We start from the raw sequence: 25877 nt of genomic DNA, 5'->3' as shown, positions 1-25877 counted from the left end.
CAATAACTTAGATCGAAGATAGATATGGATGCACAAATGATGAATCAAATATTAAATTGGATCGAAACAAATCCCATGTCTGCCACTTGGATTGGACTCGTACTTTTTTTTGTGTCCGTTTTTATACGAGACATCTCTCAAAAAAAACACACCATTCAAAGGAATTTTCCTATTGTCGGAAGACTTCGTTATTTTTTGGAAATGATTGGCCCAGAACTCAGACAGTATTGGGTTGCCAACGACAAAGAAGAGAGGCCGTTTGATCGAACCGAAAGGAGTTGGATCTACGCAACGGCTAAGGGACAAAATAACAACTTTGGTTTTGGTACAACAGAAATTCAATACGAACCTGGTTACCCCATTATCAAACACAAAGCCTTTCCTTATCCAGAATCAAAAGCATACATCCATAACAATGATCCAAGTTGTATCCCATGCCTAAAGGTAATTGGACCAAAACGAAAATTTCCTTATCGACCCTATTCCATTGTCAATATCTCAGCCATGTCATTTGGTTCACTTGGTAAAAATGCCGTTCTTGCATTGAACCGAGGAGCACGTGATTCTGGTTCTTACCATAACACAGGTGAGGGGGGACTCAGTCATTATCACATGGAAGGTGCAGACATTGTTTGGCAAATTGGAACGGGATACTTCGGTGCCAGAGACAATTCTGGAAAGTTTAACTTAGATGTGTTAAAAGAAAAAGTTGGTAAAAATGCCTGTGTAAAAATGATAGAGATTAAATTATCACAAGGCGCCAAACCTGGGAAAGGTGGTATTTTACCTGCAAAAAAAGTAAATGCTGAAATTGCATCCATCCGTCATGTCGAAGAAGGAGAAGATTGTATCTCACCTAACTCTCATAGTGAATTCACAAATGTAAAAGAACTAGTGCAGTTCATTGAAAAAATTGCGAATGCAACAGGTTTGCCTGTTGGAATTAAAAGTGCAGTGGGAGAAATTGAATTTTGGCAAGAACTCGCAGACGAGATGAAACGTACTTCCCAAGGTCCAGATTTTATCACGATTGATGGAGGTGAAGGGGGAACTGGTGCTGCTCCTCTCACTTATGCTGATCATGTTTCATTGCCTTTCAAAATTGGATTCCAACGAGTGTACACTTTGTTCCAAAAAGAAGGGATATCAGAAAGTATCGTTTGGATCGGTTCTGGTAAACTAGGATTCCCAGATCGGGCAGTTGTGGCCATCGCCATGGGTTGTGATCTCATCAATATTGCAAGGGAAGCAATGTTATCCATAGGATGTATCCAAGCACAAAAATGCCATACTGACCATTGCCCTGCAGGTGTTGCCACTCAAAATTGGTGGTTACAACGCGGAGTGGATCCAACGATTAAAGGGAAACGAGCAGCAAAATACATACAAGGATTTCGCAAAGAACTCCTCAGTTTAGCTCATTCATGTGGGTATGAACACCCAGGCCAATTCACAGGCCAAGACATCGAAATTAGTATGGGAATGAATCGTTACCAAACCCTTGAGGGACTTCTCGGATACAAACGAGATGAAGTAAAGTTTACTAAATTACAAGATTATACTGTATTTCCAAAACGACAAGCGTAGATGAAAAAACTCATTTTATTTTCTTTAGTTTTCCTCGTTAGCTGTTTATCAGAGGAAAGAAATACCAACAAAGAAGCTAAAAATGGGTTTATCGATCTAAAAAATCATTCCTTCCAATCAGAACCATTTGTCGCCCTTATGGGTGAATGGAAATTTTATTGGAATACTTCTCCAACAAACATCCAAGAAAATAATTCCGATCGGATATTAAACTTGCCTCAACATTGGAATGGATACCAAATGGAGTATGGAAAAATTTCTGGTTTTGGGCATGCTACCTTTCGATTGCATATCCAATTGCCAGAAGATCTCCAAGAGACTATGGCACTTACTGTCCATGAACAAGATACATCCTATGCGATCTACATCGATGGAAAGTATTATGGTGGTTCTGGTATACCCGCAAGTAATACGAATCAATTTGTTCCTATGGTTCGGTCTACCATCGTTGTTTTGCCACCAAACAAAGATATTACAATAGATTTGTATGTAGCAAATTATGTTCATAGAAAAGGTGGAATTTGGAATGATATTGTTCTTTCCCCTTTCACGAAAGCAGAAAGTCGACTCACCAAACATAAAATGAATGAAACAATTCTATGTTCGATTTTTGCCTTCGTGGGAATTTTCTTTTTGGTCATGTATTTTTACAATCGTGATGGAAGACAAACCTTAGGGATCTTTTTATTTTCACTTGCTGTATTACTCCGTACCATTTCAACAGGGGAAAGAATTGTTATTGAATTTGTTGGTATGCCGTATTGGCTACTTTTACGTTTAGAATATTTTTCTTGGTATTGGTCTGCCCCCCTACTTTATCATTATTTTTATACAATCTTTCCAAATGATTTTTCAAGAAAGGTGGGAAAGTTTTTTTACCTACTCTCTACTATCTTAACTTTTGGACTCCTTCTACCTCCCGTCTATTTTACAGAAACAGCTTCTCTTTATCCAATTGCTTTTGTCCTGAATGGATTATTCATTTTGTTTTATTTATTACGCGCTTATAAACAAAACAGAATGGAAGCAAAACCTTTGTTATTCGGCATTGGTCTTATTTTAGTAGGAGCTACCAATGATATACTACATGCGGAAGCATTCATACACACAACTTACATTGCACCTTCAACCGTAGTCATATTTGTTTTTTTACAAGTTTTTACTTTTGGTAGGATTGTCCGCCAAAACATAAGCAAAACATTAGCATTTGCAGAGGAACAAAAACAATTTAGTTCTTCCTTTAGTCGCTTCGTACCAACTGAATTTTTGTACCATCTAGGGAAAAATGACATTCGCCAAGTTGATCTAGGAGACCAAGTTCAAAAACGAATGACAGTATTATTTGCTGACATTCGCTCTTTTACTGAATTTTCAGAAACTCTAACTCCCAAAGAAAACTTTGACTTTCTCAATAGTTATTTGCAGCGCGTTGGACCAATTATCCGGCATAATAATGGATTTATCGATAAATTTATCGGTGATGCTGTGATGGCACTTTTTCCAAATAATATTAATGATGCGGTAAAAGCGGCTGTCGAAATGCAAGAAGCAATTCGAATATACAACAACCATCGTGCAAACTGTGGATACATCCCAATTGAAGTAGGCATCGGCATTCACACTGGGAATTTAACCTTAGGGATTCTCGGAGAACACAAACGAATGGAAGGTACAGTGATTTCCGATGCAGTCAATTTAGCTTCGAGAATCGAAGGCATCACAAAACTTTTTTCTTCTCGAATTGTGATTAGTGCGGAAACCTTTATAGAATCCTCTGAAACTTTGGGTTTTCATTACCGATTACTTGACCGAGTTAATATCAAAGGAAAAACAGATTCAGTTTTTGTGGTAGAAGTGTTAGATGGTTATGAGCCAGAAAAAGCAAATCGTTTGATTTCCTGTATCGATGATTATACTCTTGCCTTGGATGCTTACAGAAGAGAAGATTTTGAAGAAGCCAAAAATGGATTTGCGACTCTTTTAGATAAAAATCCAGATGATTCTGTGTCAAGATTGTTCTTTGAAAGATGTAAAGATGCGATCGAACGTCTCAAACTAGAGTCTGGTACGAGTTAAACGAATACTTTTATACAGGCGTTTGGCTCCATTTGTATCCAATGCCAAGTACAATCCCAATTAAAAATACACCGATCGTTAGATTTGGTTCTGCATAGAAAACAGATCCAAAAGCAAGCAAACCGAACACAATCGCAATTATGGGTAAAGTTGGATACAATGGGGCTTTGTAAGGACGATCCAAATTTGGTTCTTTTTTTCGCAACACCATATAAGAAACCAAACTCAGTAAATACATCCCACAGGCACCTAATGCAGAAATTGTGATGAGTTCAGCTGTATCCAAAAATACCATACATAAAATTCCAAATATTCCACCTGTTAATACTGCATTTTGAGGGACAAGGGAACCTTTTGTCAGTTTGGACAAGTACATAGGAAGGTATCTTTCTTTACTCATTGCATACAACAAACGTGAATTCCCAAGAATGATACCAAATAAAGAAGCGACTAGACCAAATAACCCAATAAAGGTGAAAAGGATAGGCCAAATGGATTCAAATCCATATAAGGAATTCAATACATATGACAAAGGGTATTCAATTTTTGCAATTTCTTCAGTATTCGAAACAGATGCTGTAAAAACATAGATCATTCCAGCTAAACAAAGTAATGTGAAGATCCCTGCAATGTAACCTTTTGGAATATCTTTCTCTGGATTTTTTACTTCTTCTGCCGCCAAAGCAACTCCTTCTACAGCCAAAAAAAACCAAATCGCAAATGGAATCGAAATGAATACTGAAGAAAAAGAAATGGAGTTCAAAGATGGAAAACTTGGAATCCGCTCAAACGAAGTATATGGATATAACAAACCTAAATAAAACAGTAGTCCGATCACAGCAATAAAGGTTACAAACAATTCAAATCGAGCGGTTTGTTTTATCCCAGTTAAATTGATCATCAGTAGAAGGATAAACATTCCAATCCCCGCATAAAAGGATGGTACAATTGGAAATAAAAAATGAATGTATCCACCAAGGGCAGAAGCAATCGCAGGTGGTGCAAGAAGGAATTCGACTAAAACAAGGTAACCTGTATAAAAACCAAAAGTATCACCTAATGCTCGTTTAGCATAAGCAGAAGGACCACCAGCTTGTGGGATACTTGCTGCAAGTTCCGTAAAACACAATGCAAACATCACGTAAAATAATGCGATCCAAATGATTGCAAAACCGAATTCCCAAAAGTTTGCATTTGCCCAACCAAAATTCCAACCAAAGTAATCTCCAGAAATCACAAGTCCAACAGCCATACCCCAAAGATGAACGGAGTGGAGGGCTTTGTGCAATTTTGGGTGATCGTTCATTTTTATTCCTCTGTTTCGAATCAATGGAAACAACATTCAAATATCATTGTAATGATTTATGTCTTCCTATTTTTTCTCAAATGATTTTGATGAATAAACATCAGTTCGATGGATCAATTTGTTGCGAATTTGACATCTTATTTCACATATTCTTTAAATTTCTTAATTGCTTTTGAGAAACATTCTAATTAATATAGGACAAATCCTAGATTTATTGGAATTCATTCGATGCGAAAGTACAAATTAACGTTTCTTATCTTTGTTTTTTTCCTTCTATTACCACTCCATGCAGTGCAAACCATTCTTTTAAAACAAGGTAAATCCATTAAAGGGATTATCACAAACCAAAACGTTGATAGTGTGGAAATTGATACACAAAACGGCAAACACATGGTAATTTCGAAAAAGTCTGTATTAAAAATCATTTACAAAGACTTAGCCGAAGCTGACGAAGAAAAAATCAGAAAAGAAGAAGAAGAAAAAAGGAAACAAGAAAAAGAAAAAGCTATCGCAGCCAAACAAGAAGAGATCCAAAAGCGCCGTGAAACTCTTGCACAGCAAGAGAGTGAAAATCGCATCAAAAAGGGAGAAGGAACAACGGTTACACATAGCCTTCGTGATTCCTTTGTCCTCACATCAGTTGCCGATGGAAATATGATCACCCTTGCCCCTGAATCGGCAAAATGCCAAACCTTTCAAGAATACCCAGAATACTTTTGGTTGTTTGGTGGGCTTCGATTCAAAGAACCTGATTGGAATGTACTTTTACCGAAAGACAGTCGCCCTGTCCGTATCCGCCAAACTTCCACTTGGAAAGACTTAGCAATCACATTACTTGGTGGATTTGCCATCACCATCACAAGAAAAACCATCATCGTCGACGTCTGCGAAGGGAATGGTTTTCGAATGGTATCAGATTCCGAAATTAATCGAATCAAAGAAGAAGCAGTGGAACAGATCAAAACCGAACAAGAGTTAAAAGAAGCAGAAGAAAAATACGAGTTAGAACAACTTGAAAAAGACTTAGAAGCTTTGAAGAAAAAAAAGTAGATTGAGAAATAACAAAAACAAATGAAACCGAATAAAAAACCATTTCATTTTTTTATCTTGAGTAAAATCTTAAAAGGGATCGTCATCCTATTCGTTCCTTTTCTGTTGTTTCAGAATTGTTATCTCAATCCATTTGTTTATGAATTATTGAATCCAAAATTAGAAGATGAGAAAAAAGGTGGCCTCTTTGATGGAGGTCTCTTACTGGCACTAAATGGAGTGACAACCACTATTTATATTACAGGTGTTATCCGAAACGGATCTGGCGATGCCCAGGTAAACAAAGAATATTCAGTCATCGCTTCAGAAAGTAATAATTTTGGAACCGATAGCTCTGGCACCACGGATTCCACTGGAAGGTTTTTTTTGGGCATTGGTCCTGGAGATACAACGGTTCGTGTCACTGAACTAGGGGAAGATCTTGTTACCTTTACCTTGAATCTCGGTGGACCAGATTTCATTGCAGTGAAAAACGTTAATCCTATCAACTACGAAATTGGTAGTTTCATTCCATATAATCCAACAAGTAAACCAACATTATTTGAACTGGTTAGTACCTCCCCCGCAAATAATGAAACTTATGTTGGAATGTCTCCTAACTTAACTCTTACATTTTCTGATTCTCTACCTGAATGGAATTTTTCGACTTTGACAACGTTAGTTGCCAATAATGTATTAGTTACACCTTCAGGTATGAGTTTGCTGAGTCCAAGTTTATCACCACCAAATACAATCATTATAATGACGAATGTATCGATTTACGATATCGAATATACCGTTCAAATTGGTCCTGGTTTTTATTCGGCAAATGGGATACCATTAACTCCACGTTCAGTCAAATTTCGACTAGAGACTCCTCCGTAAAAATTTGTAGAAATTTAGAATTTTACAATTTATTGACTTGAGTATTCTACAAGCATCTTATAATATTAGAATCGTCATAGAAAGAGTAAGAGGAAACAACATATGCGATCGGTTCTATTTTACATTTCTTGTATTTTATCTTTTTCTTGTTATTATAATCCACTCGTCAATGCCCTGTTAAATCCCCCTGAAACACAGGAAAACAATTCCGCATTAGCTCTCTTGGGTCTTTCTGGCCCATCACTTTTGATCACAGGACAAATCATCGATCCCAATGGACTGGCTGAGGCAGGTCTTGTTTTGCAACCAGGAAAATCTTTTGCTCCGCAATCTAAATCAACAAGTCCAGGTTTTACAACAGTTGTTGGAGGAAGATTTTTTATCCCTTATCAATCAGGGCAGATCTCTTTTACGGTCTATAAAGAGAATTTGTATTATTTTGAATTTACTTTAGATGTTGAAAGCGCTAATCAAATTTCCTATAGTTTGTATGGAGCTGCTCCCGGGATTCAAATCAATGGACTAGGCGTAGTCAATATTACAGATCAGACGAATGTATTTGATTTGGTAAAAGCTTATACTCTTGATGGAGTATTAATGCAAGTCTTACTCAATGGGAATGTGGAGACATCGATTAATTCCATGTATTTCGAATTTTCAGAGCCACCAATCCCTGCATTAGCAAATGAGTTCGTAAATGCTTGGATTTCTGAAAATATCAGTGTTTCTCCAGCAACTTCTTTTGATAATGTCATGAGTGTTTCAGGTAATACCCTTACCATTTCTCCAATGAGTTTAACCTTCAATACAAATTATGAGATTATACTGAAATCAAGTATTCTTTCAGCAACGGGCAAACCTTTAACACCGAGAACAATTAGATTTTTTTACCCACCTCCTTCTTAATGCATTCCTGAATTTATTAACAAAGTAAAAGAACGCACTATCTAACTCGATTTTCCCTTGACACATTACTTTAATATATTATATATTTTAATATATAGATTTTATAAACTACTATTAAAACGAAAGCAATGAAACACCATGATTCGAAGATTCAAATCGATACTGATCCTTTCCTTTTTCACAAAACTTTCCAACTGTTACTTGAATCCACTCATCCAAAAATTTATCGTCACTGAACCGAAAGAAGAATACTCTCTTATTTCGAGTTTGTCCTTGTTAACATTATCTCCTAATCCCTTTGCACTTTCACTAACAGGTCAAATTCGGAATGAAAATGGTTCAACGGTCACTGATGCCATCCTAAGAGTGACCAACCGCTCCAATGAAATGGATGGACTGTATGTTTCTGCTACAACCGATGTGGGGGGAAGGTTTTGAATTTAATTTTACCGAAGATGTGGTTAGACCAATACAAGGACAGAATGCACAGTGGATTGCCGAAAATATTACCGTCATCCCGAGTGTATCTCTTGATGCCCTAACTATGGGGAGTTCCTCTTTTTACATTCAAACTTCTAATTTTTCCAATGGTACCACATATAGAATCGATTTGAATTCCAGAATCCGTTCATCAGACTCAGGAGTCTCCCTCACTCCGAGGAGTATTTTTTTATATGCCAATCCCAATTCGGCTTATACTCATACTTGACAAATGGAATGGTCTCGAATATTTTCTTTAGATCGTGAATCATTCCACAAATTCTTTGATCCTTTTTTATTCCCAAACAACAAACTCAACCATTAAACCAACCCAGCTGATTCGTAAGTTCATAACCTTACTGTTCGTCACTTTGTTTATTTGTTTAGCAGTAAATTGTTCCGAATCCAATGAAGAATCACTTGATACCCTTGTTGCCAAAGTCCCTAATCCAAAAACACTCCGCAATAGTTGGGTGGAAGACGGTGCGGGAGTCCTAACCGACACGTCTGTGATCGACCAAATGATCAATGCCGAGGAATCTGTTTCTGGATTAGAAATTGCAGTGGTCACTCTTCCAACAATCGGAAGTTATGTGCCAAAAGACTTTGCAGTGGCTTTGTTTAACTATTGGAAGATCGGGAAAAAGGGAAAAGACAATGGAATCCTTGTTTTACACATCATTGACCAAAGGCGAGTAGAAATCGAAATTGGTTATGGACTAGAAGGTGATCTTCCCGATGCCACGGTCAAACGGATTATTGACACTTACACCATCCCTGCATTTAAAGCAGATAATTTCCAACAAGGTCATGCTGATACAGTGGCCGCTCTCATTCACAAACTTAAGTCTCCCGAAATCCCAGTGGAAGAATTGGTGACAGATGGAACAGCTAACTTTGCTCTAACAGACACTAGCTCTGAACCCACCAATTCAGATAGTGCAAATGAATTCCAACGCACCGATGTATATGATTACCAAGGCAAGGCTTATACGAATCTCAGCTCTGAAGAAAAACAAATCCTTGACCAAACAATAGAATTGTACAACACCACTCCCAATTTTTTCTTAAATGACGAAGAATCGAGACTCTTAAATGAAAAATTTGCAGAAACAGAAAGAATAGAAAAAGAAGAGTCTTTCCAATTCAAATCAACATTCGTTTTAGGTTACTTGGGATTATTTCTTTTCTTAAATTTTTTCCAAAGAATCATTGTTTGGCTAACTCCTTCTCCAACCGCTAAATACCATATCGTTCACAAAACAGATTTTATTCTTTATTATGGACTTGTGATAAGTCCCCTTATCATTATCATCACGTCTCTCTCTTTGTACTTAGATGAAGCATTATTTCCCGTTTCGATTTTTCTCATTATCGCAAGTATAATCGTATATTTTATTTTCTTTGGTGACCGACGTATGCAACAGTTACAAGCAAGGTTACAAGCCATACGGAATATACCAAGGACTTGCAAACATTGTGGGAACACGATGACCAAACTTTCCGAAGAAGCAGATAACAAACATCTTTCTTCCGGTCAAGTTTCAGAAGAAATTGTAAACTCCGTAGATTATGATGTTTGGGTATGTGAAAGTTGTAAAAATCATTCCGTATTTAAATTTCGTAATATCAGCCCCGAATACATTTATACAGGTACATCTTTTCCTAAAATCAAAGTTTGTCCTGAGTGTAAATTTGAAACCTTTGTATGTAAATCCAGTCGTGTTTTATCTCCGGCAACTTACAGTAGTTCGGGGAAGGTAGAAGTAAAACGAAATTGTGCCCATTGCAAACACAATGCCATAGAATACGAAACAATTCCCAAAAAACAAAAAAGTAGTTCTGGCTCTGGCAGCAGTGGCGGCGGAGGAGGTGGTGGTAGTTTTGGAGGTGGATCTTCTGGCGGAGGGGGAAGTGGCGGCAGTTACTAACACTAACGACCAACTTTACTTACGGTTTTACCATTTCTTTCCACCTTACGATGATCAGATGATCCGTGAGATTCGAATCCAAATGGAGATGATAAGGTAGTTATGGTAATTTAGGTATGGCAAAAAAGAATGCAAATTTTTTAAATTTTCTCGGTGCCCCCGCCCAAAGGGCACTGCTTTATGAACTAGGGATCACCAAATTGGAAGATTTATCGAAATACTCAAAACAAGACCTGCTCCGTTTGCATGGATTTGGTCCGAGTTCGATTCCGAAATTGGAAGCTGAGTTACGTAAGATCGGAATGCAACTCAAAGAATAATTTATTTCGATTCCAATATTCCTTCATCCAGATTAATATTATTGAATATAGCCAAATTGATATTTCGCAACTGGACTGAGAATTCACCTTACTCTCCCAGTCTTCGCAAAACCGCTAAAAACGGTGCAAAGTCAGTTTCATAACGTTTTTAACGGTAAAATCTTAATTTTTTTCCTTCACTGTAAAATTCCATTGAGATTACAGAGAGCCAATTAGTATATCTAAATTTACGAATATATTCATGAAAATATGAATGAAAATTCCGCCTATGTTATGCGAAAATAACTTTCTCACCGATGGCGGCGGACGGGAGCGTTAGCGCACCCCAGAGTGACCCCGTAGGTATTCAATGAATGACATTGCAACAAATTAATGCTAGGCGCCAAACATTATAAATTTACATCTAAAAAAATACTTAAATGAAACTCAATGAATTTCCAAACATTTCTCTTTGTCTTATTTCTTCCCACAACATTTCTTTATGTCCAAGAACCGAATGAACCACAAAAAAATATGAATATGATAAATAGGGACAAAATTTTATCTATGTTCCGTTTGAGACAAATGAACACATAGGTAACAACATATCGGATTTACGCAATAACAAAGATTTGGTGTATTTGCCACTTCAAAATTCAAATTTTAGATGGTTTGGAATTAAATTCAGGGTTTGATCTTTATGTAACGCATCATAACAGAGATTATGTGGAGAAAAGGACAGGTACCTGTTAATCTACAAATGGTCGAGTTGGTCCATATTTTACACTCATGAAAACCAATCCAAATAATATCACAGAAATCTTAGGATTTCAGGCAGAGATTTCTTTATCCTACCAAATTTATGACCAATCAAGATTGTATTTTGGATATATGCGAAACCAGTCCAAAATCCGTTCGATCAATTTTGACCAAACGGAACTCTCCACGGGTGGTTTTGGCATCATCTATTCATACAATTAGTTTTTTTTCAATTTTCTTTCGTAATTTTGATGAATTAGGAAATCCAATACGAAGGATCAAATTGCATTTTGAATTTTATCATTTAATCGATTGATTTTGAACCGACACAAATTGGAGTAGATTCATGAATGAATCCATGATCTTCGAAATCACTGTCCAATCCTTTCAAAAGGGACTCAAAAATTTACATCATATTCTAGAAAAAGCAGAGCTCCACGCTGATATAAAAAAGTTCCCTTTTGAAAACTTACTTAATTCAAGATTATTCCCAGACCAATTTCCTTTAACCAAACAAATCCAAATTGCCTGTGATACAGCAAAACTCTGTGTGGCTCGTATTTCCGGAAAAGAGGCACCGAAACACGAGGATACAGAATCAAACTTAAATGAACTGAAACAAAGAATTCATTCTGTACTTCAGTATTTGGAAACATACCAAGAATCAGATTTTAAATCTGTGTTTGAAATCAAAGTAACACAACCTAGATGGGAAGGAAAGTATCTTACTGGATTTGAATACTTAACTCATCATGCAATTCCAAACTTTTATTTTCATGTCACAACTGCTTATGCGATTCTCCGACATAACGGAGTGGAGATAGGGAAAAAAGATTATTTGGGTGAGATGCCATTTAAGAAATAAAATCCATACACGTGATTAGAGTTTATAAACACTTGAATCATTGCAAAAAGACAGAATTAAGATATGTAAATCTATGGTCCATCGAGATTCCTGAAGAGTTGTTTGAACTCATTTCAATTGATTCAATCGAATTGGTAAGTTTAACCCCGCGCAAGGGATCCGAAGGGCTTGGTCCCAGCCATCGCTCGTTGGCGAGGGACGGAAGCGTCAGCGCACCCCGAAGTGAGCCCGGTCGGTATACAGAGGATTTGGATCATCACACAAATGCGAGGCGCCCAAAAATTCATTTATGTAGATTGGATGATTATAGAATATCTTAATCACAACCTAATGGTTAGTCGCCAGTAATTGCAAACAATCATCCAATAAAAAAACCACCCGAGGTAACCCAAGGATGGTTTATTATGAATTCCTTTTCTTGCACAATGGAATTTGAATGGCCGCCTAATCGGAACCAGGCGACGACTTTTTTTTGTATTCCTAACTCGGTTTACGCTACTGGGCCGTATTGGCTGTAATCAAATTCCTTTGAACCAGTGAGATACTTTTTGTAGTTTTCTACAAATTGTTTCGCAAGGTCTGCGGCAGTTTTGTCGTATTCTTCTTTGTTTTCCCAAGCGTTACGTGGGTTTAGGATATGAGCATCCACACCGTTTACGGATTTAGGGAAAGACACTTGGAATACTGGGTGTTTTTCAAACTCTGATTTTTCAATGTTTCCGTTAAGGATTTCATTGATGATTTGGCGAGTTGCAGGAAGGTTCATTCGTTTTCCCACGCCATACTTTCCACCCACAAGACCTGTGTTGATGAGGTAAGCATTTACTTTGTGTTTTTTCATTTTTTCACCAAGTAACTTTGCATAGTATGTTGGGTGAAGGGTCATAAACGCCTGACCAAAACAAGCAGAGAAAGTTGCTTGTGGTTCTTTGACTCCGCGCTCTGTTCCTGCAACCTTTGCTGTATAACCAGAAAGGAAGTGATACATCGCTTGTTCGATGGAAAGTTTAGACACTGCTGGAAGAACACCATATGCATCATAGGTTAAGAAGATTACAGTGTTTGGGTGACCTGCTTTGGATCCTGGTTGGATGTTGTCGATGTGGAAGATTGGGTACGATACACGAGTGTTTTCAGTTTTTGCCGCAGATGAGTAATCAACTTTTTTCGTTGTCGCATCGAAGACAACGTTTTCCAAAAGTGCATCTCGTCGGATGGCAGCATAAATTTCTGGTTCTGTTTTTGGATCGAGGTTGATGGTTTTTGCATAACATCCACCTTCAATGTTGAAGATTCCATTATCGTCCCAACCGTGTTCATCATCACCGATGAGTTTGCGATTTGGGTCAGTGGAAAGAGTTGTTTTTCCTGTTCCAGAAAGACCGAAGAAAAGCGCGCTGTCTCCATCCTTACCAACGTTAGCAGAACAATGCATTGTCAGAACGTTTTTGAGTGGGAGGTAGTAATTCATGACAGAGAAAATCCCTTTTTTCATTTCCCCACCGTATTCTGTTCCACCGATGATACAGATTTTTTTCGCTAAGTGGAAGATCACAAACACTTCGGAATTTAAGCCGTGTTCTTTGTATTTTGCGTTTTTATAACCCGATGCATTGATGATCGTAAACTCTGGATTGAGTTTTGCGAGTTCTTCTTTGGTTGGGCGAAGGAACATGTTGGTGCAAAAGTGGTGTTGCCAAGCTCTTTCTGTGACCACACGGAGAGAGATACGTGTGTCGTCGTTGGTCCCTGCATGGCCATCGAATACGTATAATTTTTTGTTATCTAGGAATTTTGTAACTTCTGCGTAAAGTTCATCGAAAATTGCTTCCGAAACCTTTGTGTTAACAGGTCCCCACCAAATGTTATTGGTAGAAGAAGGTTCATCGACAAAGTATTTGTCTTTTGGGGATCGACCCGTAAAAATCCCTGTATCCACCATCATCGTTCCGTTATCAGAAGTAACACCTTCTTTGTTATTCAATTCGTGCTGGTAAATTTCTTCGTATGATAAGTTATGGAAGACTTCGGACGGTTTTAGGCCTAATTCAGCAAGGCCTTTTAGATTAGTAGATACTGACATGGATCTCTCCTCGATTTCACTTTGTGTTTTTCTAGCTTCTTACTTTGCGAGTCGGTGTCAATAACAGAAAATGAAGATTCTCCACGCATCCGCAGAATATTTTCCTTACATCAAGATGGGGGGCCTTGCGGACATGCTTGCCTCCCTCACAAAAGTACAAGCCCAATCAGAAGAAGTTTATGTCGCTTTACCACTCATCGGAACGATGGGCAAAGAGCCGCAATGGACTGGCAAAGAATTCAAGGCACTTCTTGCCGAAGATACCAATGAAAAAACCATGGCAGTCTCCTTACTTGCGAAAGCAAGGTTTCGGGAAGCGGAAGAATCCGGTGTGAAGTTGTACTTTTTTGATTCGGAATTGTTTCTCAACCTGGCTTCGATTTATGGGCAGGCAGAAGAACACTATCGATTCGCCATTTTTTCCTACGCTTGTTATGCGCTAAGCCAAATCTTAAAAGTGGATGCCTTCCATGCACATGACTGGCATACCGCCATCTCCTTAGCTTTACAAAAAAATTCATCAAAGTCCATCCCATCTCTTTTCACAATCCACAATCTCGCCTACCAAGGAGACCATCCCTTTTGGATGACTGGATTTCTAAAAGAAGATCCCTTTCGCCTTGTCACAAGTCCTTTTGACCACGATGAAAAATGCAATTATATGAAAGTTGGGATTCTTTCCGCGGGACAAATTACAACTGTAAGCCCTGGTTATAGAGAAGAAACTCTCACAGAACCCAATGGATTTGGACTGAGTTATGTATTAAATAAAAGAAAGGCAAATTATTCAGGTATCTTAAACGGAATTGATCCAGATGAATGGAACCCTGAGTCCGACAAACGAATTTTCCAAACCTATAACTTGCAGAATTGGAAAGAAGGCAAATCAAAAAACAAAGAAGAACTCTACCGTGAAATCGGAAGGCCTAACTTGCCTTTGGATGCACCACTCATTGGCCTAATTGGTAGGCTCACTTACCAAAAGGGATTTCCCACTTTTCTCCAAGCATTTTTAGAAAGACGCCACTTGCCACACCGCTATGTGGTTCTTGGATCAGGTGATCCAGAAACAGAAAATGCTTTTTTTCATTTATCCGATACAATGCCTGATGTGTTTTATTTTTACAAAGGATACAATGAATCACTTGCCCATAAAATTGAGGCAGCCAGTGATTTTTTCCTGATGCCATCCCTATTTGAACCTTGTGGTTTAAACCAAATGTATAGCCACGCCTATGGAACAATTCCAATTGTTTCTCGAGTGGGAGGTTTAAAGGATACCGTAGAAGAATCAATTGATCCAAAATTCAAAACGGGAATTGTTTTTGAACCGAATGACGTAGGTTCGCTGGGTTACGCTTTAGAACGAGCAAAAGATTTGTTCGTTTCTCCCGATCGAGATATTGTAGTGAAAAACATGATGAAACTCGATTGGACATGGAAAAAACGTAAGTTAGAATATGATAATATTTATAAATCTGCAATTGAAAGATTACAATGAATGGTTTGATGATGAATCGCTTATCGAACATTTATCCAAAGAAATCATTTTTTAATTGAGAAATAAATTGAATTCAAATGTTGTGCAAAGTAGACCATGAATTCTATTTTGCATTACTTCATCTTTATTGTTTTTCTTTTCATTTCTTGTAAACTCAAACTGAATAACCCAAGTGATCCAACTTCACAAGACTTTTTTCTAACAAATCTTATACGGTATATGTTATTATCTGATCCTTGTTTAAATTTCAAAACATGGAAAAAAACCTACGGAACAGGAGCAAGTAAAACAACTGCATCTGATCTTGTATTACTCTCAAATGGAGATTATATGGTTTCAGGTGTGACAAGGCAGTACATCATTCCAGGTTCTCCTATAGGAGTCACAAACAATTTTGCAGGAACTAATGGCACAACTCTCAATACTTTTTTAATGCGTATATCCAAAGATAATGGTGACATCCTTTGGGTAGATTATTTGGGCGAAGCAAGTAGCGAAGTTACCTATAAGCCCAAATTAAGGAAATATTCGAATGGAGATATTTCAGTGGCTCTGATTGTGAAAGGAGCCGAACAACCAGGGACACTCAATGCTAAATCAGGGATTGGTGCAACATCGGCTCTTTTTGTTGGTCGAATCAAAGAAGATGGAACACGCGTTTGGTTTACATATTTAGATTCAGCCAGCATCGGTGAATATGTAGTTTCAGCAATTGATACATCTAACCGTGTACATGTGTTTATTGAAAATACAGGAGGTACACCAGCAAACTCACCGTTTGTTGACGGACCAACCATTAGTAATTCTTCACTCGATCCAGGATCGGACACTGATATGATTCACTTGGCTGTGAATGAAAATGGTGCAATGATATTCCAACGTTATTTTACAAGTTCAGGCGGAGATTATATCTTTGGAGCAGAAGCCAATGCATATGGACTTTTTATCACTGGAACTTCGAGCCAAGGTTCCAATGGATCAACCCATCCCAATCCAACATACCAAGTACCATTTGTTATGAAATTGAATGAAACGGATGGAACCATGCTTTGGTATGCCTATATTGGAACTAATGCCGAATTGGACTATGGTGCCTCTCGTTTTGTGCTGCAAGATAATTTGATTTATATGATTGGTTCAGGCCGTTACACATATGGTACTCCTTCAGAACCAATCGTTGCTGCTGACGGATCGAACAAACATTTTATCTTAACTAAATTAAATACAAGTGGTGCGACTCTTTGGAATACCTTTTTAGGAAGTAGTACCGAAAATGTAATGGATACAACGGAATCTGAACCAATTCTTCTCTCAAATTCTCAACTTTTAGTCCGAACACAAACCACACCTGTTAATGGTCGATTTCATTCCATTCCAGATATCACTACAGGCAGTGCATCTGGTCCATATACACTTGCAGATGTTTTTATCAATTCACAATCAGGAACATTCGATAAATTCCATTATTCTTCTAACTTAAATTTGCCTGCCATGGAACAAACAGAGAGGATACGAGAGGTTTGTTCTGGAAAGTTAGTTCGTTTAAACTATACTCGTTTTACCACAACTCCACCGATTGAAGCCACACAAATCTCAATTGAAAATGTAAGTTTGCCTTAATTTCATTAAACTCATTTTTGGCGCCTCGCAATCGTTATCTGGATTTACATTCATTTTCAACGCGACCGCGCTTTCCGCTCCAATCTTTCGCAAGCGAAAGGATTTCCGCTACAATCGCTGGCGCAAGTTTTATCACCAACTCTTTGTAGGGAATCTCCACTAGGACTCTTCCGCAAAATAGAAGAGTTTTTTTCATGAACGATTGGCAAAAGACTTGAGAAAGTAGCTCGTGACTGAGATTGATATGGAAAAAACGAACTAGCGTATCATATTGATACAATCCTTGGTCTAAGAAAAAATTATGCTGAAAAAAATTTCCAAATTCTTTAAAAAAATTATTTTTATTTTCTTAATTATGCTTCTCCACATTTCATCTAACGACTGTAAGTTAAATCTTAACAATCCAAGTGATCCAAGGTCGAAAAGTTATTTTGAAACAGCAATCTGGAATGCATACCTTCGGTCATTATGTAATCCAAATTTAAAAGGAAATGTCACTTTAGGATCTGGTTCCTATTTCACAGCAATCAACGATTTAAAAAGAATAGGTGAAGATATCTATTTTACAGCTACAGTAAGTGAACCCGTAGTGTGGAATGGAAGGACTACTGGCATCAACTTTTCATTTTCGGGTACTACCCCAACAACCAATCTAATCTTAGTCAAAATCAACGGCAGAACATTTAATATAGAGTGGTTGGATTACTTAGGAACAAGTAATGGAAGTTTCCAAGATACTGGATATGCTTCGGTGTATTCATTTTCCAATGGAGATATTGGCGTGTCTACGATTGTTACAAATACTCAAACAGGTTCTCTCAGTACAAAAGCTTCAGACCCAGCACCAGCAGTGTATGTATTACGATTCAGTTCCGAAGGGCATAGACGATGGACAAGATACTTAAATAAATCAGCCACTGAATTTAACGCAGGGAACGGATTTGTTTCCGTTTCAGATCAACATGATCGAATTCATATTTTTTACCAGACACTGAACTCAAGTGGAACAGCTGACACTGTTGGATTTAGCAACATGCCTACACCAATAAATCAAACATCTGGAATATTAAATAAATCAGAAATTGGTTGGGCAACGATCAATGGAGATGGATCTGAGAATTCGCAGCGATTTCTTGTTGGAAACTCAGGAAACACTTTTCCAATAACATTGAATACTGCTGTATCATCTGGATCAAATTTGTTTTTAAGTGGCAAAACGAATGATGAAATTGCTGGATTTACCGGTCATCCCAGTGTCGGAAATACTGGCTCCAGTGTTTTTATGATTTCACTGAATTTAGATTTTACAATTTCCAACATTCGGTATTATGGAGATGCAACAGGTACTGGCGAAGCAAATATAGCAAAGATGACAATTGATCGTGACCGTATCTATGCATTAGGTGCGAGTAATACAACTTTTGGAAATCCCTCACAAGCATTTCTTAGTGGTTCCAATGATAGTTTATTGTATATGCGATTTGATCTGATGAGTAATTTGGTTTGGCATAGTTTCCTGGGATCAAGTACATCAGGACTGATTAATGATCCGGCGATACTTGCATTTGAAGGTAGAACATATTCAGTTACTTCGAAGGTAGTTGGAGGATTTGATGGCCAACGATTTACTGGATATAACGAAATATCTTCAGGCAATTCAATCAATTTATTTCCATCGGTCACAGCAAGGATCAATCCTGAAGATGGGAAATTTCATACGCTATTTTATGAGACCAATTCTGACAGTACAATATCAGCTTCAATCACAAGATTAAGAGCATTCAGACACTACCAAGATGTTTGTTTTGGACGAATGGTTACTGCAAAAAATGAATTTTTGGATAACGGTGGAAATATTGGTTATATTGAAGTATTCACTCGCCCCGCTAACGAGGAACCATAACTGTTCCTCGTCCAATCCATTTGTTTAATCATTCCCAACTCAGATTTTTCTTTTGCCCTGAAGTTGATTGGATCCCAGAACCAGTAATAGATCCAGCACTTCCTTCTGTGCCCAATTGAAAGACCGAATTGGTCATGGGAAAAGAATTTCCGTTAATGGAATAAACTCCAAGAGAACTACCTCCAATCCCAGAATGGGAATTTCTTGCAGAGCCCCCGGTCCCACCATTTGCCGTTTGAAAGAAATTATCATTTGCTGAAAAAGTGGTTACGGAATGCAAAACCAACGCAATCGACGAACCACCACTACCAGCGCTTCCATCACCACCATTCCCTCCTTTACCGCCTGGAGTGCCATCGCCTCCCGCACCAACTTCACCTATACCATTACTTGCTCCTGTCCCCTTTAAACCTCCAGAACCTCCTACTCCACCATTACCTGCCTTACCACCATCACCACCGGATCCTGCGATAAATCGAGAACCAGACAAGGAAACTTCGCCTAAATTCAAGAAGACAATACTAAAACTTGAAGCTCCTCCCTTACTTCCGGTACCTTTGTTTCCTTTGCTTCCAGCAGCACCTCCGCCACCGCCGCCGTTTCCAGTTCCACTAACACAACCGAAACATCCTTGTCCTCCTCCTCCTCCACCACCACTTCCAGGAGTCCCGTTAGTACCATCTCCACCATCATATCCATTAGAAGGATCGTAAAAGGGAGAAAAAGATCCCAAGACATTTTGTTGAGCATTTCCATGGTTTCCATTCGTTCCATTTTCAACTACACAGTTGGGTGCTAGACCGGGATTCAATATATAATTCGTACTATTATTATAAATTCCACCTAAACCACCACATGCGCCTAATCCATTGATTCCATTTTCACGGCCTTTTCCACCTCGTCCTCCAGCAAATCCATTTAAACTAGAAATGGAAGGATGTACACCACCGATACCACCTGACGCGTTTATTGAGTCACTATCCCTATCTCCATTGCTCCCATTCCCACCATTTCCACCAGCAATACCATCCGCTCCATCTGATCCATCTGCGCCTGAAGCAGCTGTACCAGATCGAATCTCAGAATTAACGATTGTTAACTTTGATAAACTTGCGACTAAAATTCCAATGCTTGAACCTGGGTTTGTATCTTTCAATTGAGGAACCGATCCTGCTTGGAGGAATACATTTTTAATTGTGAGTTTTGCAGTTCCACTTGTGATAAGTATTCCATACGAACTTTCGTTTGGTGAGGAAGGGTCCTTCGCGGTTATTTGAAATCCAGAAATTTCGGCATCTCCATTCAAATTCGAATACATAATCCCTATTCGATTTGTCTTCCATTTAGTTGGATTGTTAGTCGTATCACGCACCCAAGTATTACTATAACCACCCAAAATGCTAACACCGGATTTAGCGTTTAAAGTAGTGTTTTCTTCTGTATAAGCATTGCCACTAGATAGTGTGACAACACAGATTACTTTCCCAGCAGTTGCGATTTCCATTGCCTTATGAATGGTCTGTACTGGCTCCGATTTGGTACCGGAATTGGAATCACTCCCAGAATCACCATTTACATACAAAGCATCTGTTCCTAAAACACAAACATCTGTTGAGGGTGCTGGTGGGGTTGGCGTTGTATTTACAGGTGGGATAATGGGATCTGTTGGATTAATAGGGAGATTTGTTTCTGCATTTTGGGAATTAGAACCAGAAAACGCAAGGACTCCGAATAAAGAATTAGGATCCGATTTTCCTGTCTGATTACAAGAAAGAAATAGGAGTAAACTGGATGCTATTAGCAGTCAATTTATGGTAATTAAAATTTTCATCATTCGTTTTCACTTTCAATTGGGAATTAAGTGTAGCAAATGATATACGATGAAAGTTTCGACTGTTTTTTTTGAGGTGAATCTTTTCTAAACCGCTCGTTCTGGTGGAAGTGGCTATTCCCAACCAGAACGCACGTTTTTTCGAATTTTTTTTCTAAAATTTGTCACAATGAAAAAATCCTGTTGTCGTAAGTAGAAAAGGAATCTTTAGGAGGATTCAATGAAACTTACTTCTTTGGTATTAACTGGTTTTGTTGCAGTAGAACATGTTTTCATATTGGTATTGGAAATGTTTTTATGGAAAACAGAATTTGGAATGAAAGTGTTCCAACTCACACCGGAAACTGCGGAAATCACAGCAAAACTGGCTAAAAACCAAGGTTTATACAATGGATTTTTAGCAGCAGGACTTTTTTGGGCTTTATTCTTTATCAAAGACCAAAATCAAAAATTCCAAACCATTTTATTCTTTCTGATTTGTGTCGTTGTCGCAGGCATTTATGGTTCTGCCACTGCAAAATTTTCGATTTTGTTTTCGCAAGGATTACCTGCTTTTTTAGCATTAGTTGTACACTGGTATGCTAATCATAAACAATGATCGATGATCCACATTTATCTCTTTTAGAAGATTGTTTACAAGGGAAAACAAAAGCGTTGGAAGGATTGATACAATTCTTCCAACCTAAAATATTTTCTTTGGCATTAAAATTTTTATGGAACCCTGAAGATGCAGAAGATGCAACGCAAGAAATTTTAGTCAAAGTGATTACAAATCTTGGTGGGTTTCGAAGAGAAAGTAAACTCTCCACTTGGATTTATAAAATAGCAAGTAACCATCTCATCAACACCAAAAAATCTAATCTTGAATCCAAACAAATTCACTTACGTACCATACGTGAAGAACTACATAAAACACAATCATCATATACATATCCTTCCAACTTACAAACAGAAAATTTAACTGAAGAAGAATCTATTTCCAAAGTTTCGCATATGGTATTACATGTGCAAGTAGCTTGCACCTATGCAATGTTACAAGGTCTTACACGTAAATATCGAATGGCATATATATTAGGAGAAGTATTTCAAATTTCAAGTGAGGAAGCAGGGTTGGTTTTGGGAATAAGGCCTGATAGTTTTCGTCAGTTATTATCGAGAGCAAGAAATCAGCTGGAAGTATTTTTAGGCAAAGAATGTAGTTTGACCAACCAAAAAAATCCATGCCAATGTAAAAACCGAATTCGGTATGCAAACAAAGTTGGTAGGATCAAATCCTATCTCAATCTTTCCGAGCAAATGAAAAAAGATGGAAGATGGAATGAAATCAAACCACTTTTACCAGAAACAACCAAAATTCGAAAAGCAGCCGAAATCTTTCGAAATCAACCATCATTTTTACCTAAAAAAAACCAACTAGAAAATATTAGAAACCTGTTAGATAACTCGTTTCCATTCTCGACTCGGTGAATTTCCAAAAATTCGCTTATAAGCTTTTGAAAATGAAAAAGCAGACGCATAACCGACATTTTGTGCAATTTCTTCCAAACCCATATTTCCTTTTTGAAATAATTGTTTTGCTTTTTCCATTCTAAGTTTTGCCAAATATTCCATCGGAGGAATTCCCAAAACATCGCGAAATTTGTTAGCTAGGTTGGCACGAGATACCCCAGTTTCTTTTGCTAGTGACTCGATTGTCCAATCCTTTGCATATACATTATGAAGCTTTTCTAAAGCATACAAAACAGTTTTATCGTGGAAGGCTTTGATCCAACCCGAAGGTGAGTTTTCCTCTTGTTGTAACCAAATACGAATCATATAATACAGCATAATATCTGTTAATCTTTGTACAATTAAATCAGTTCCAAGATTCAGTTCTAGTTCTTTTGAAAGGATTTGAATGAAATCTTCAAGTGAGTGATGTTTTTGGATACTTTCATATGGTATATAGATAAAATCTGGTAACTCCATGAGAAGTGGGTGGACGGGTCCAATAGGAACTTCATACCGAACGGATACAAAGGTAGTGACTGGGATTTGGTCTTTCTTTTGGTTATTTTTCTCATTCAAAAATCGTTCGATTGTTACGACTTTCGCTTTTGGATCAGATAATAACTCGTGGTGTATCCCTCTTGTTATGAATAATAAGTCACCTTTTTTTAGAGAAATAAGTTTGTTTCCTATCCTCGCATAACAGCTGCCTTGTGTGACTACGTGGAAACCTCCACTTTTTTCACATGGAAAATGAAATCCAAAACTATCAAAGATTTGGCCTTTTGACAAAAGGTCGTTTTTCCAACCTGCTGAAAATAGAATGTCTGAAAGTAAATCCATACGTAAAAAATACCAATTTCCTACCATTTGTCCACAAGAATATACTTTTGGATATATTTTTAATATTTTTCGACATAGAAAGTATATTTTTTTGTGATAAACTAAATCTATAAGATTCAAAGGCAATAAACCTAAAATTGAATCAAAGGAAATAAGGTAACAAATGATGAAAGTATTTGTATATGGTGGATCAGGTCTTGTTGGTGGGTATCTCGTCAAAGAATTACAAAAAAAAGGACATGAAGTGTGGGCTGGTTCCAGAAAACCGGAATCACAAAAAAATGAACCAAACTTAACTTGGGTCCATGCAGATTCTAAGGATACTAAAAAGGGTTTAGAAATTTTAGAATCTGTTGATGTTGCATTTTTTTTAAGCCCTCCAGGTGAAACAAACCAATATGAAATCCTTGCTCCATGGATTGAAAAAGCAAAACAAGTTGGACTTAAAAAAGTAGTTTTGATGACAGCAATGGGTGTAGAACATGCACCGCCTGAAGCGCCATTCCGAAAAACAGAACTATTATTGGAAAACGCAGGAATTCCATGGAACATCATCCGTCCAAATTGGTTCATGCAAAATTTTCATACATTTTGGATTGCTGGTATCCAACAAGATGGAAAAATTTATTTTCCCGGTGGAAATGCAAATACTAGTTTCATAGATGCAAGAGATATTGCATCCGTTGCTTCTGTGTTATTGACAACCAATGAGTTCCAAAACCAAGCGATTACAATTACAGGAAAAGAATCAATCGATCATTCGATCGTTGCCAAACATTTAACTGCCGTAAGTGGAAAAAATATTGAATATGTAGATGTTGATCCAAAAGTATTTGAATCTTCACTTGTTGCAGCAGGTCTATCAAAAGATTATGCTGCATTTCTTGTGATGATTGCTGGCGCCTTAAGGGAAGGTTTTTCATCTCCGATTTCGCAGACTGTAAAACAAATCACCGGCAAAGAACCAATTTTATTTCAAAAATATGCAGAGGACCATGCAAATTTCTGGAAATAAAATTCATTCGTGATCTATTAATGAATCACCGATCCCAAAACATTCCATTCGCTATGTGTCGAGGGATCGGAGAAAATCACTTTTAAAATCAATCTGCGATCAAAATCCGATTGGAAGCCCCACCTTTTACATCTTCCAAAATATTTCTAAGTAATAATTTTTGAAACGGAACGAAACTAGAACCACTCACATTGACATGGTTTTTATAAAACTTTTTGGTAGAGATTACTTTCTTTTGTTTTAATGTTTTTGGATCATAAATATGAAGACCAGAGTTACGAACCCAAACTAATTCTCCTTCTTTCCAAAATCCCAATTTATGGCCATGAGTTCCCCATTTTGTTTTTTTCACATCATTTAAGTTAGTTGTATTATAAACTCTCACTTCGCCAGTATCAGCAGATGCCATATAAAGTGTATTTCCATCTTTTGAAAAACAAATTCCATATGGTACGGATGGAATAGAAAAAGACTGAAACAGATTGGAATCAAGTTGGAATAAATATCCAAGTGGATTTCTGTTTTGAAAAGCTTCTGCGTAGGAGGCGATAACAATTTGGTTTGAATCTGAATGGAATTCTGGTGTATATGGATAAAATTTAGATTTGTATTCTTTTAATTTTGTAAGGTTATGGTTTTGGATTTTATAAATAAAGGTAGTTACATCTTCTGAAACATCGTCTTTTAAATCAGCATCAACTGCAAATGTAAAGTATGCAGCCTGGTCTTTTTCCGAATACCCAATGTACGAACTTTGTGCATATGACTTTTTATCTTCCTCTGGTATTTCAAAAATTGGTTCTACTACATCGATGGAATTGGAACTTAAATCCCAACCTACAAAAAAGTATTTTTTTGAATTAGAAGACTTTGCTTTATTTTCAAGGATAAACCCGGCTCGATTGTTCGTTTCTTCATAAAACAAAAACTCATATACAGACAAGGGAAGGCGTTTTCCTTTGGATTCAATTTGGCCTAAAAAATCAGTTGTATGAGATACGTAATATGCTTCTAAAGGGATGGCTTTGTAGATTTTTTCTTTTAAGGATGTATCATAAAAATATAATCCCGGTTCATCGAAATCAGCAGTTTTGCCAATGTAAATCCATTTACCCCCATTCACAAAGTAAGGATTGCTTCCTTCCACGTAGGTTGGGCGAACATCAAAGTTGGTAGCATAAGAGAATTCCGACTCAATTGTTTGCGAAAACGATGGATAAGAAACAAAAAGAAAAACACTACATAAAGATATAAAAGTAATTCTTGAATACATAATTCTCTCCATTAAGAACTGGAGGCATAGACTACATGATATTTCTTTTTTTACAACTATTGTTTATGAAATTTCTTTCCCAATTCTAAGAAAAGTATCAATCCAAATAATGGATTCAAACCTAAACCGGGAATCCACGATTCATTTGCGAATGACCAATAGAAGAATTCTGTTCAAAAAATTTTGGCAGAATCAGT

At 37.4% G+C, this 25877-nt stretch carries 23 protein-coding genes; 18 read left to right on the top strand and 5 right to left on the bottom strand.

Features of this window, described 5'->3' with window-relative positions:
• Positions 1 to 36 precede the first annotated feature (36 nt).
• Both EHQ43_RS05330 and EHQ43_RS05325 read left to right on the top strand, forming a co-directional pair.
• Positions 37 to 1587, top strand: coding sequence for an FMN-binding glutamate synthase family protein (locus tag EHQ43_RS05330; RefSeq protein WP_244242649.1), 1551 nt, complete (start codon positions 37 to 39; stop codon positions 1585 to 1587).
• Positions 1588 to 3663, top strand: a complete 2076-nt coding sequence (locus EHQ43_RS05325; RefSeq protein WP_135770305.1) for an adenylate/guanylate cyclase domain-containing protein — start codon at positions 1588 to 1590, stop codon at positions 3661 to 3663. It begins immediately after the preceding gene.
• A gap of 10 nt (positions 3664 to 3673) precedes the next feature.
• Here EHQ43_RS05325 and eat read toward each other — a convergent pair whose 3' ends face one another.
• Complete coding sequence (gene eat / locus EHQ43_RS05320; RefSeq protein WP_135770304.1) at positions 3674 to 4969, bottom strand: ethanolamine permease; 1296 nt, start codon at positions 4967 to 4969, stop codon at positions 3674 to 3676.
• Between the two features lie 228 nt (positions 4970 to 5197).
• On the opposite strand from eat, the gene EHQ43_RS05315 reads away from it, so the two are divergent.
• The 9 genes from EHQ43_RS05315 (at position 5198) to EHQ43_RS05280 (ending at position 12123) form a co-directional block, all read left to right on the top strand.
• Entirely contained in the window at positions 5198 to 6019 is an 822-nt protein-coding gene (locus tag EHQ43_RS05315) for an LA_0442/LA_0875 N-terminal domain-containing protein (protein ID WP_135770303.1), read from the top strand.
• A 21-nt stretch (positions 6020 to 6040) separates the two neighbouring features.
• A complete protein-coding gene (locus tag EHQ43_RS05310) occupies positions 6041 to 6883 on the top strand; it encodes a carboxypeptidase-like regulatory domain-containing protein (protein WP_135770302.1) in 843 nt (280 codons plus the stop codon).
• A gap of 102 nt (positions 6884 to 6985) precedes the next feature.
• On the top strand, positions 6986 to 7789 hold the full coding sequence (locus EHQ43_RS05305; RefSeq protein ID WP_135770301.1) for an Ig-like domain-containing domain: 804 nt from the start codon (positions 6986 to 6988) through the stop codon (positions 7787 to 7789).
• A 138-nt stretch (positions 7790 to 7927) separates the two neighbouring features.
• Positions 7928 to 8227, top strand: coding sequence for a carboxypeptidase-like regulatory domain-containing protein (locus EHQ43_RS19690; RefSeq protein WP_244242648.1), 300 nt, complete (start codon positions 7928 to 7930; stop codon positions 8225 to 8227).
• Entirely contained in the window at positions 8190 to 8498 is a 309-nt protein-coding gene (locus tag EHQ43_RS19685) for a hypothetical protein (protein WP_244242647.1), read from the top strand. Before EHQ43_RS19690 ends, EHQ43_RS19685 begins: the two co-directional genes overlap by 38 nt.
• Before the next feature lie 106 nt (positions 8499 to 8604).
• Positions 8605 to 10200: a TPM domain-containing protein gene (locus EHQ43_RS05295; protein ID WP_244242671.1), complete on the top strand. Its 1596-nt coding sequence runs from the start codon at positions 8605 to 8607 to the stop codon at positions 10198 to 10200.
• Positions 10201 to 10316: 116 nt separating this feature from the next.
• Complete coding sequence (locus EHQ43_RS05290) at positions 10317 to 10520, top strand: helix-hairpin-helix domain-containing protein (RefSeq protein ID WP_135770300.1); 204 nt, start codon at positions 10317 to 10319, stop codon at positions 10518 to 10520.
• 768 nt (positions 10521 to 11288) lie between these two features.
• Complete coding sequence (locus EHQ43_RS05285; protein ID WP_135770299.1) at positions 11289 to 11480, top strand: hypothetical protein; 192 nt, start codon at positions 11289 to 11291, stop codon at positions 11478 to 11480.
• Positions 11481 to 11616: 136 nt separating this feature from the next.
• Complete coding sequence (locus EHQ43_RS05280) at positions 11617 to 12123, top strand: DUF1993 domain-containing protein (protein WP_425269620.1); 507 nt, start codon at positions 11617 to 11619, stop codon at positions 12121 to 12123.
• 490 nt (positions 12124 to 12613) lie between these two features.
• Here the strand turns inward: EHQ43_RS05280 and pckA are convergent, their stop codons facing one another.
• Positions 12614 to 14206: a phosphoenolpyruvate carboxykinase (ATP) gene (gene pckA, locus EHQ43_RS05275; protein WP_135739789.1), complete on the bottom strand. Its 1593-nt coding sequence runs from the start codon at positions 14204 to 14206 to the stop codon at positions 12614 to 12616.
• Positions 14207 to 14276: 70 nt separating this feature from the next.
• Here pckA and EHQ43_RS05270 point away from each other — a divergent pair, with 70 nt between their 5' ends.
• From EHQ43_RS05270 to EHQ43_RS05260, 3 genes are all read left to right on the top strand, one after another.
• Complete coding sequence (locus EHQ43_RS05270; protein ID WP_135770298.1) at positions 14277 to 15707, top strand: glycogen/starch synthase; 1431 nt, start codon at positions 14277 to 14279, stop codon at positions 15705 to 15707.
• A gap of 96 nt (positions 15708 to 15803) precedes the next feature.
• Positions 15804 to 17327: a hypothetical protein gene (locus EHQ43_RS05265; RefSeq protein ID WP_135770297.1), complete on the top strand. Its 1524-nt coding sequence runs from the start codon at positions 15804 to 15806 to the stop codon at positions 17325 to 17327.
• A 301-nt stretch (positions 17328 to 17628) separates the two neighbouring features.
• Positions 17629 to 19230, top strand: coding sequence for a hypothetical protein (locus EHQ43_RS05260; RefSeq protein ID WP_135770296.1), 1602 nt, complete (start codon positions 17629 to 17631; stop codon positions 19228 to 19230).
• Between the two features lie 28 nt (positions 19231 to 19258).
• Here the strand turns inward: EHQ43_RS05260 and EHQ43_RS19810 are convergent, their stop codons facing one another.
• Positions 19259 to 20734 carry a hypothetical protein gene (locus EHQ43_RS19810; RefSeq protein WP_279631071.1) on the bottom strand — a complete coding sequence of 492 codons (1476 nt, stop codon included), beginning with the start codon at positions 20732 to 20734 and terminating at the stop codon, positions 19259 to 19261.
• Positions 20735 to 20777: 43 nt separating this feature from the next.
• Here EHQ43_RS19810 and EHQ43_RS05250 point away from each other — a divergent pair, with 43 nt between their 5' ends.
• From EHQ43_RS05250 to EHQ43_RS05240, 3 genes are all read left to right on the top strand, one after another.
• Complete coding sequence (locus tag EHQ43_RS05250; protein WP_135770295.1) at positions 20778 to 20993, top strand: hypothetical protein; 216 nt, start codon at positions 20778 to 20780, stop codon at positions 20991 to 20993.
• A 288-nt stretch (positions 20994 to 21281) separates the two neighbouring features.
• Positions 21282 to 21659 (top strand): DUF1304 domain-containing protein, encoded by a 378-nt coding sequence (locus tag EHQ43_RS05245; RefSeq protein ID WP_135739794.1) that lies wholly within the window; start codon positions 21282 to 21284, stop codon positions 21657 to 21659.
• Entirely contained in the window at positions 21656 to 22528 is an 873-nt protein-coding gene (locus tag EHQ43_RS05240) for an RNA polymerase sigma factor (RefSeq protein ID WP_135770294.1), read from the top strand. Before EHQ43_RS05245 ends, EHQ43_RS05240 begins: the two co-directional genes overlap by 4 nt.
• Here EHQ43_RS05240 and EHQ43_RS05235 read toward each other — a convergent pair.
• Entirely contained in the window at positions 22496 to 23392 is an 897-nt protein-coding gene (locus EHQ43_RS05235; protein ID WP_135739796.1) for an AraC family transcriptional regulator, read from the bottom strand. The two genes, EHQ43_RS05240 and EHQ43_RS05235, sit on opposite strands and share 33 nt — an antisense overlap.
• A gap of 166 nt (positions 23393 to 23558) precedes the next feature.
• On the opposite strand from EHQ43_RS05235, the gene EHQ43_RS05230 reads away from it, so the two are divergent.
• Positions 23559 to 24407 (top strand): NAD(P)H-binding protein, encoded by an 849-nt coding sequence (locus tag EHQ43_RS05230; protein WP_135770394.1) that lies wholly within the window; start codon positions 23559 to 23561, stop codon positions 24405 to 24407.
• 88 nt (positions 24408 to 24495) lie between these two features.
• Here EHQ43_RS05230 and EHQ43_RS05225 read toward each other — a convergent pair whose 3' ends face one another.
• A complete protein-coding gene (locus EHQ43_RS05225) occupies positions 24496 to 25680 on the bottom strand; it encodes a YncE family protein (RefSeq protein ID WP_135753312.1) in 1185 nt (394 codons plus the stop codon).
• Between the last annotated feature and the right edge of the window lie 197 nt (positions 25681 to 25877).

Origin of the sequence: Leptospira bouyouniensis, assembly GCF_004769525.1 — a bacterium.
GTDB lineage: Bacteria > Spirochaetota > Leptospiria > Leptospirales > Leptospiraceae > Leptospira_A > Leptospira_A bouyouniensis.
The sequence above is the reverse complement of the archived record's forward strand: the minus strand, read 5'-3'. Positions and strand labels throughout refer to the sequence as shown.

What these genes read in the sequence shown, in the direction of transcription:
- EHQ43_RS05330 (WP_244242649.1), top strand. Translation starts at nt 37, where the DNA reads ATGATGAATCAAATATTAAATTGGATCGAAACAAATCCCATGTCTGCC.
- EHQ43_RS05325 (WP_135770305.1), top strand. Translation starts at nt 1,588, where the DNA reads ATGAAAAAACTCATTTTATTTTCTTTAGTTTTCCTCGTTAGCTGTTTA.
- eat (WP_135770304.1), bottom strand. Translation starts at nt 4,969, where the DNA reads ATGAACGATCACCCAAAATTGCACAAAGCCCTCCACTCCGTTCATCTT.
- EHQ43_RS05315 (WP_135770303.1), top strand. Translation starts at nt 5,198, where the DNA reads ATGCGAAAGTACAAATTAACGTTTCTTATCTTTGTTTTTTTCCTTCTA.
- EHQ43_RS05310 (WP_135770302.1), top strand. Translation starts at nt 6,041, where the DNA reads ATGAAACCGAATAAAAAACCATTTCATTTTTTTATCTTGAGTAAAATC.
- EHQ43_RS05305 (WP_135770301.1), top strand. Translation starts at nt 6,986, where the DNA reads ATGCGATCGGTTCTATTTTACATTTCTTGTATTTTATCTTTTTCTTGT.
- EHQ43_RS19690 (WP_244242648.1), top strand. Translation starts at nt 7,928, where the DNA reads ATGATTCGAAGATTCAAATCGATACTGATCCTTTCCTTTTTCACAAAA.
- EHQ43_RS19685 (WP_244242647.1), top strand. Translation starts at nt 8,190, where the DNA reads ATGTTTCTGCTACAACCGATGTGGGGGGAAGGTTTTGAATTTAATTTT.
- EHQ43_RS05290 (WP_135770300.1), top strand. Translation starts at nt 10,317, where the DNA reads ATGGCAAAAAAGAATGCAAATTTTTTAAATTTTCTCGGTGCCCCCGCC.
- EHQ43_RS05285 (WP_135770299.1), top strand. Translation starts at nt 11,289, where the DNA reads ATGAAAACCAATCCAAATAATATCACAGAAATCTTAGGATTTCAGGCA.
- EHQ43_RS05280 (WP_425269620.1), top strand. Translation starts at nt 11,617, where the DNA reads ATGATCTTCGAAATCACTGTCCAATCCTTTCAAAAGGGACTCAAAAAT.
- pckA (WP_135739789.1), bottom strand. Translation starts at nt 14,206, where the DNA reads ATGTCAGTATCTACTAATCTAAAAGGCCTTGCTGAATTAGGCCTAAAA.
- EHQ43_RS05270 (WP_135770298.1), top strand. Translation starts at nt 14,277, where the DNA reads ATGAAGATTCTCCACGCATCCGCAGAATATTTTCCTTACATCAAGATG.
- EHQ43_RS05265 (WP_135770297.1), top strand. Translation starts at nt 15,804, where the DNA reads ATGAATTCTATTTTGCATTACTTCATCTTTATTGTTTTTCTTTTCATT.
- EHQ43_RS05260 (WP_135770296.1), top strand. Translation starts at nt 17,629, where the DNA reads ATGCTGAAAAAAATTTCCAAATTCTTTAAAAAAATTATTTTTATTTTC.
- EHQ43_RS19810 (WP_279631071.1), bottom strand. Translation starts at nt 20,734, where the DNA reads ATGGAAATCGCAACTGCTGGGAAAGTAATCTGTGTTGTCACACTATCT.
- EHQ43_RS05245 (WP_135739794.1), top strand. Translation starts at nt 21,282, where the DNA reads ATGAAACTTACTTCTTTGGTATTAACTGGTTTTGTTGCAGTAGAACAT.
- EHQ43_RS05240 (WP_135770294.1), top strand. Translation starts at nt 21,656, where the DNA reads ATGATCGATGATCCACATTTATCTCTTTTAGAAGATTGTTTACAAGGG.
- EHQ43_RS05235 (WP_135739796.1), bottom strand. Translation starts at nt 23,392, where the DNA reads ATGGATTTACTTTCAGACATTCTATTTTCAGCAGGTTGGAAAAACGAC.
- EHQ43_RS05230 (WP_135770394.1), top strand. Translation starts at nt 23,559, where the DNA reads ATGAAAGTATTTGTATATGGTGGATCAGGTCTTGTTGGTGGGTATCTC.
- EHQ43_RS05225 (WP_135753312.1), bottom strand. Translation starts at nt 25,680, where the DNA reads ATGTATTCAAGAATTACTTTTATATCTTTATGTAGTGTTTTTCTTTTT.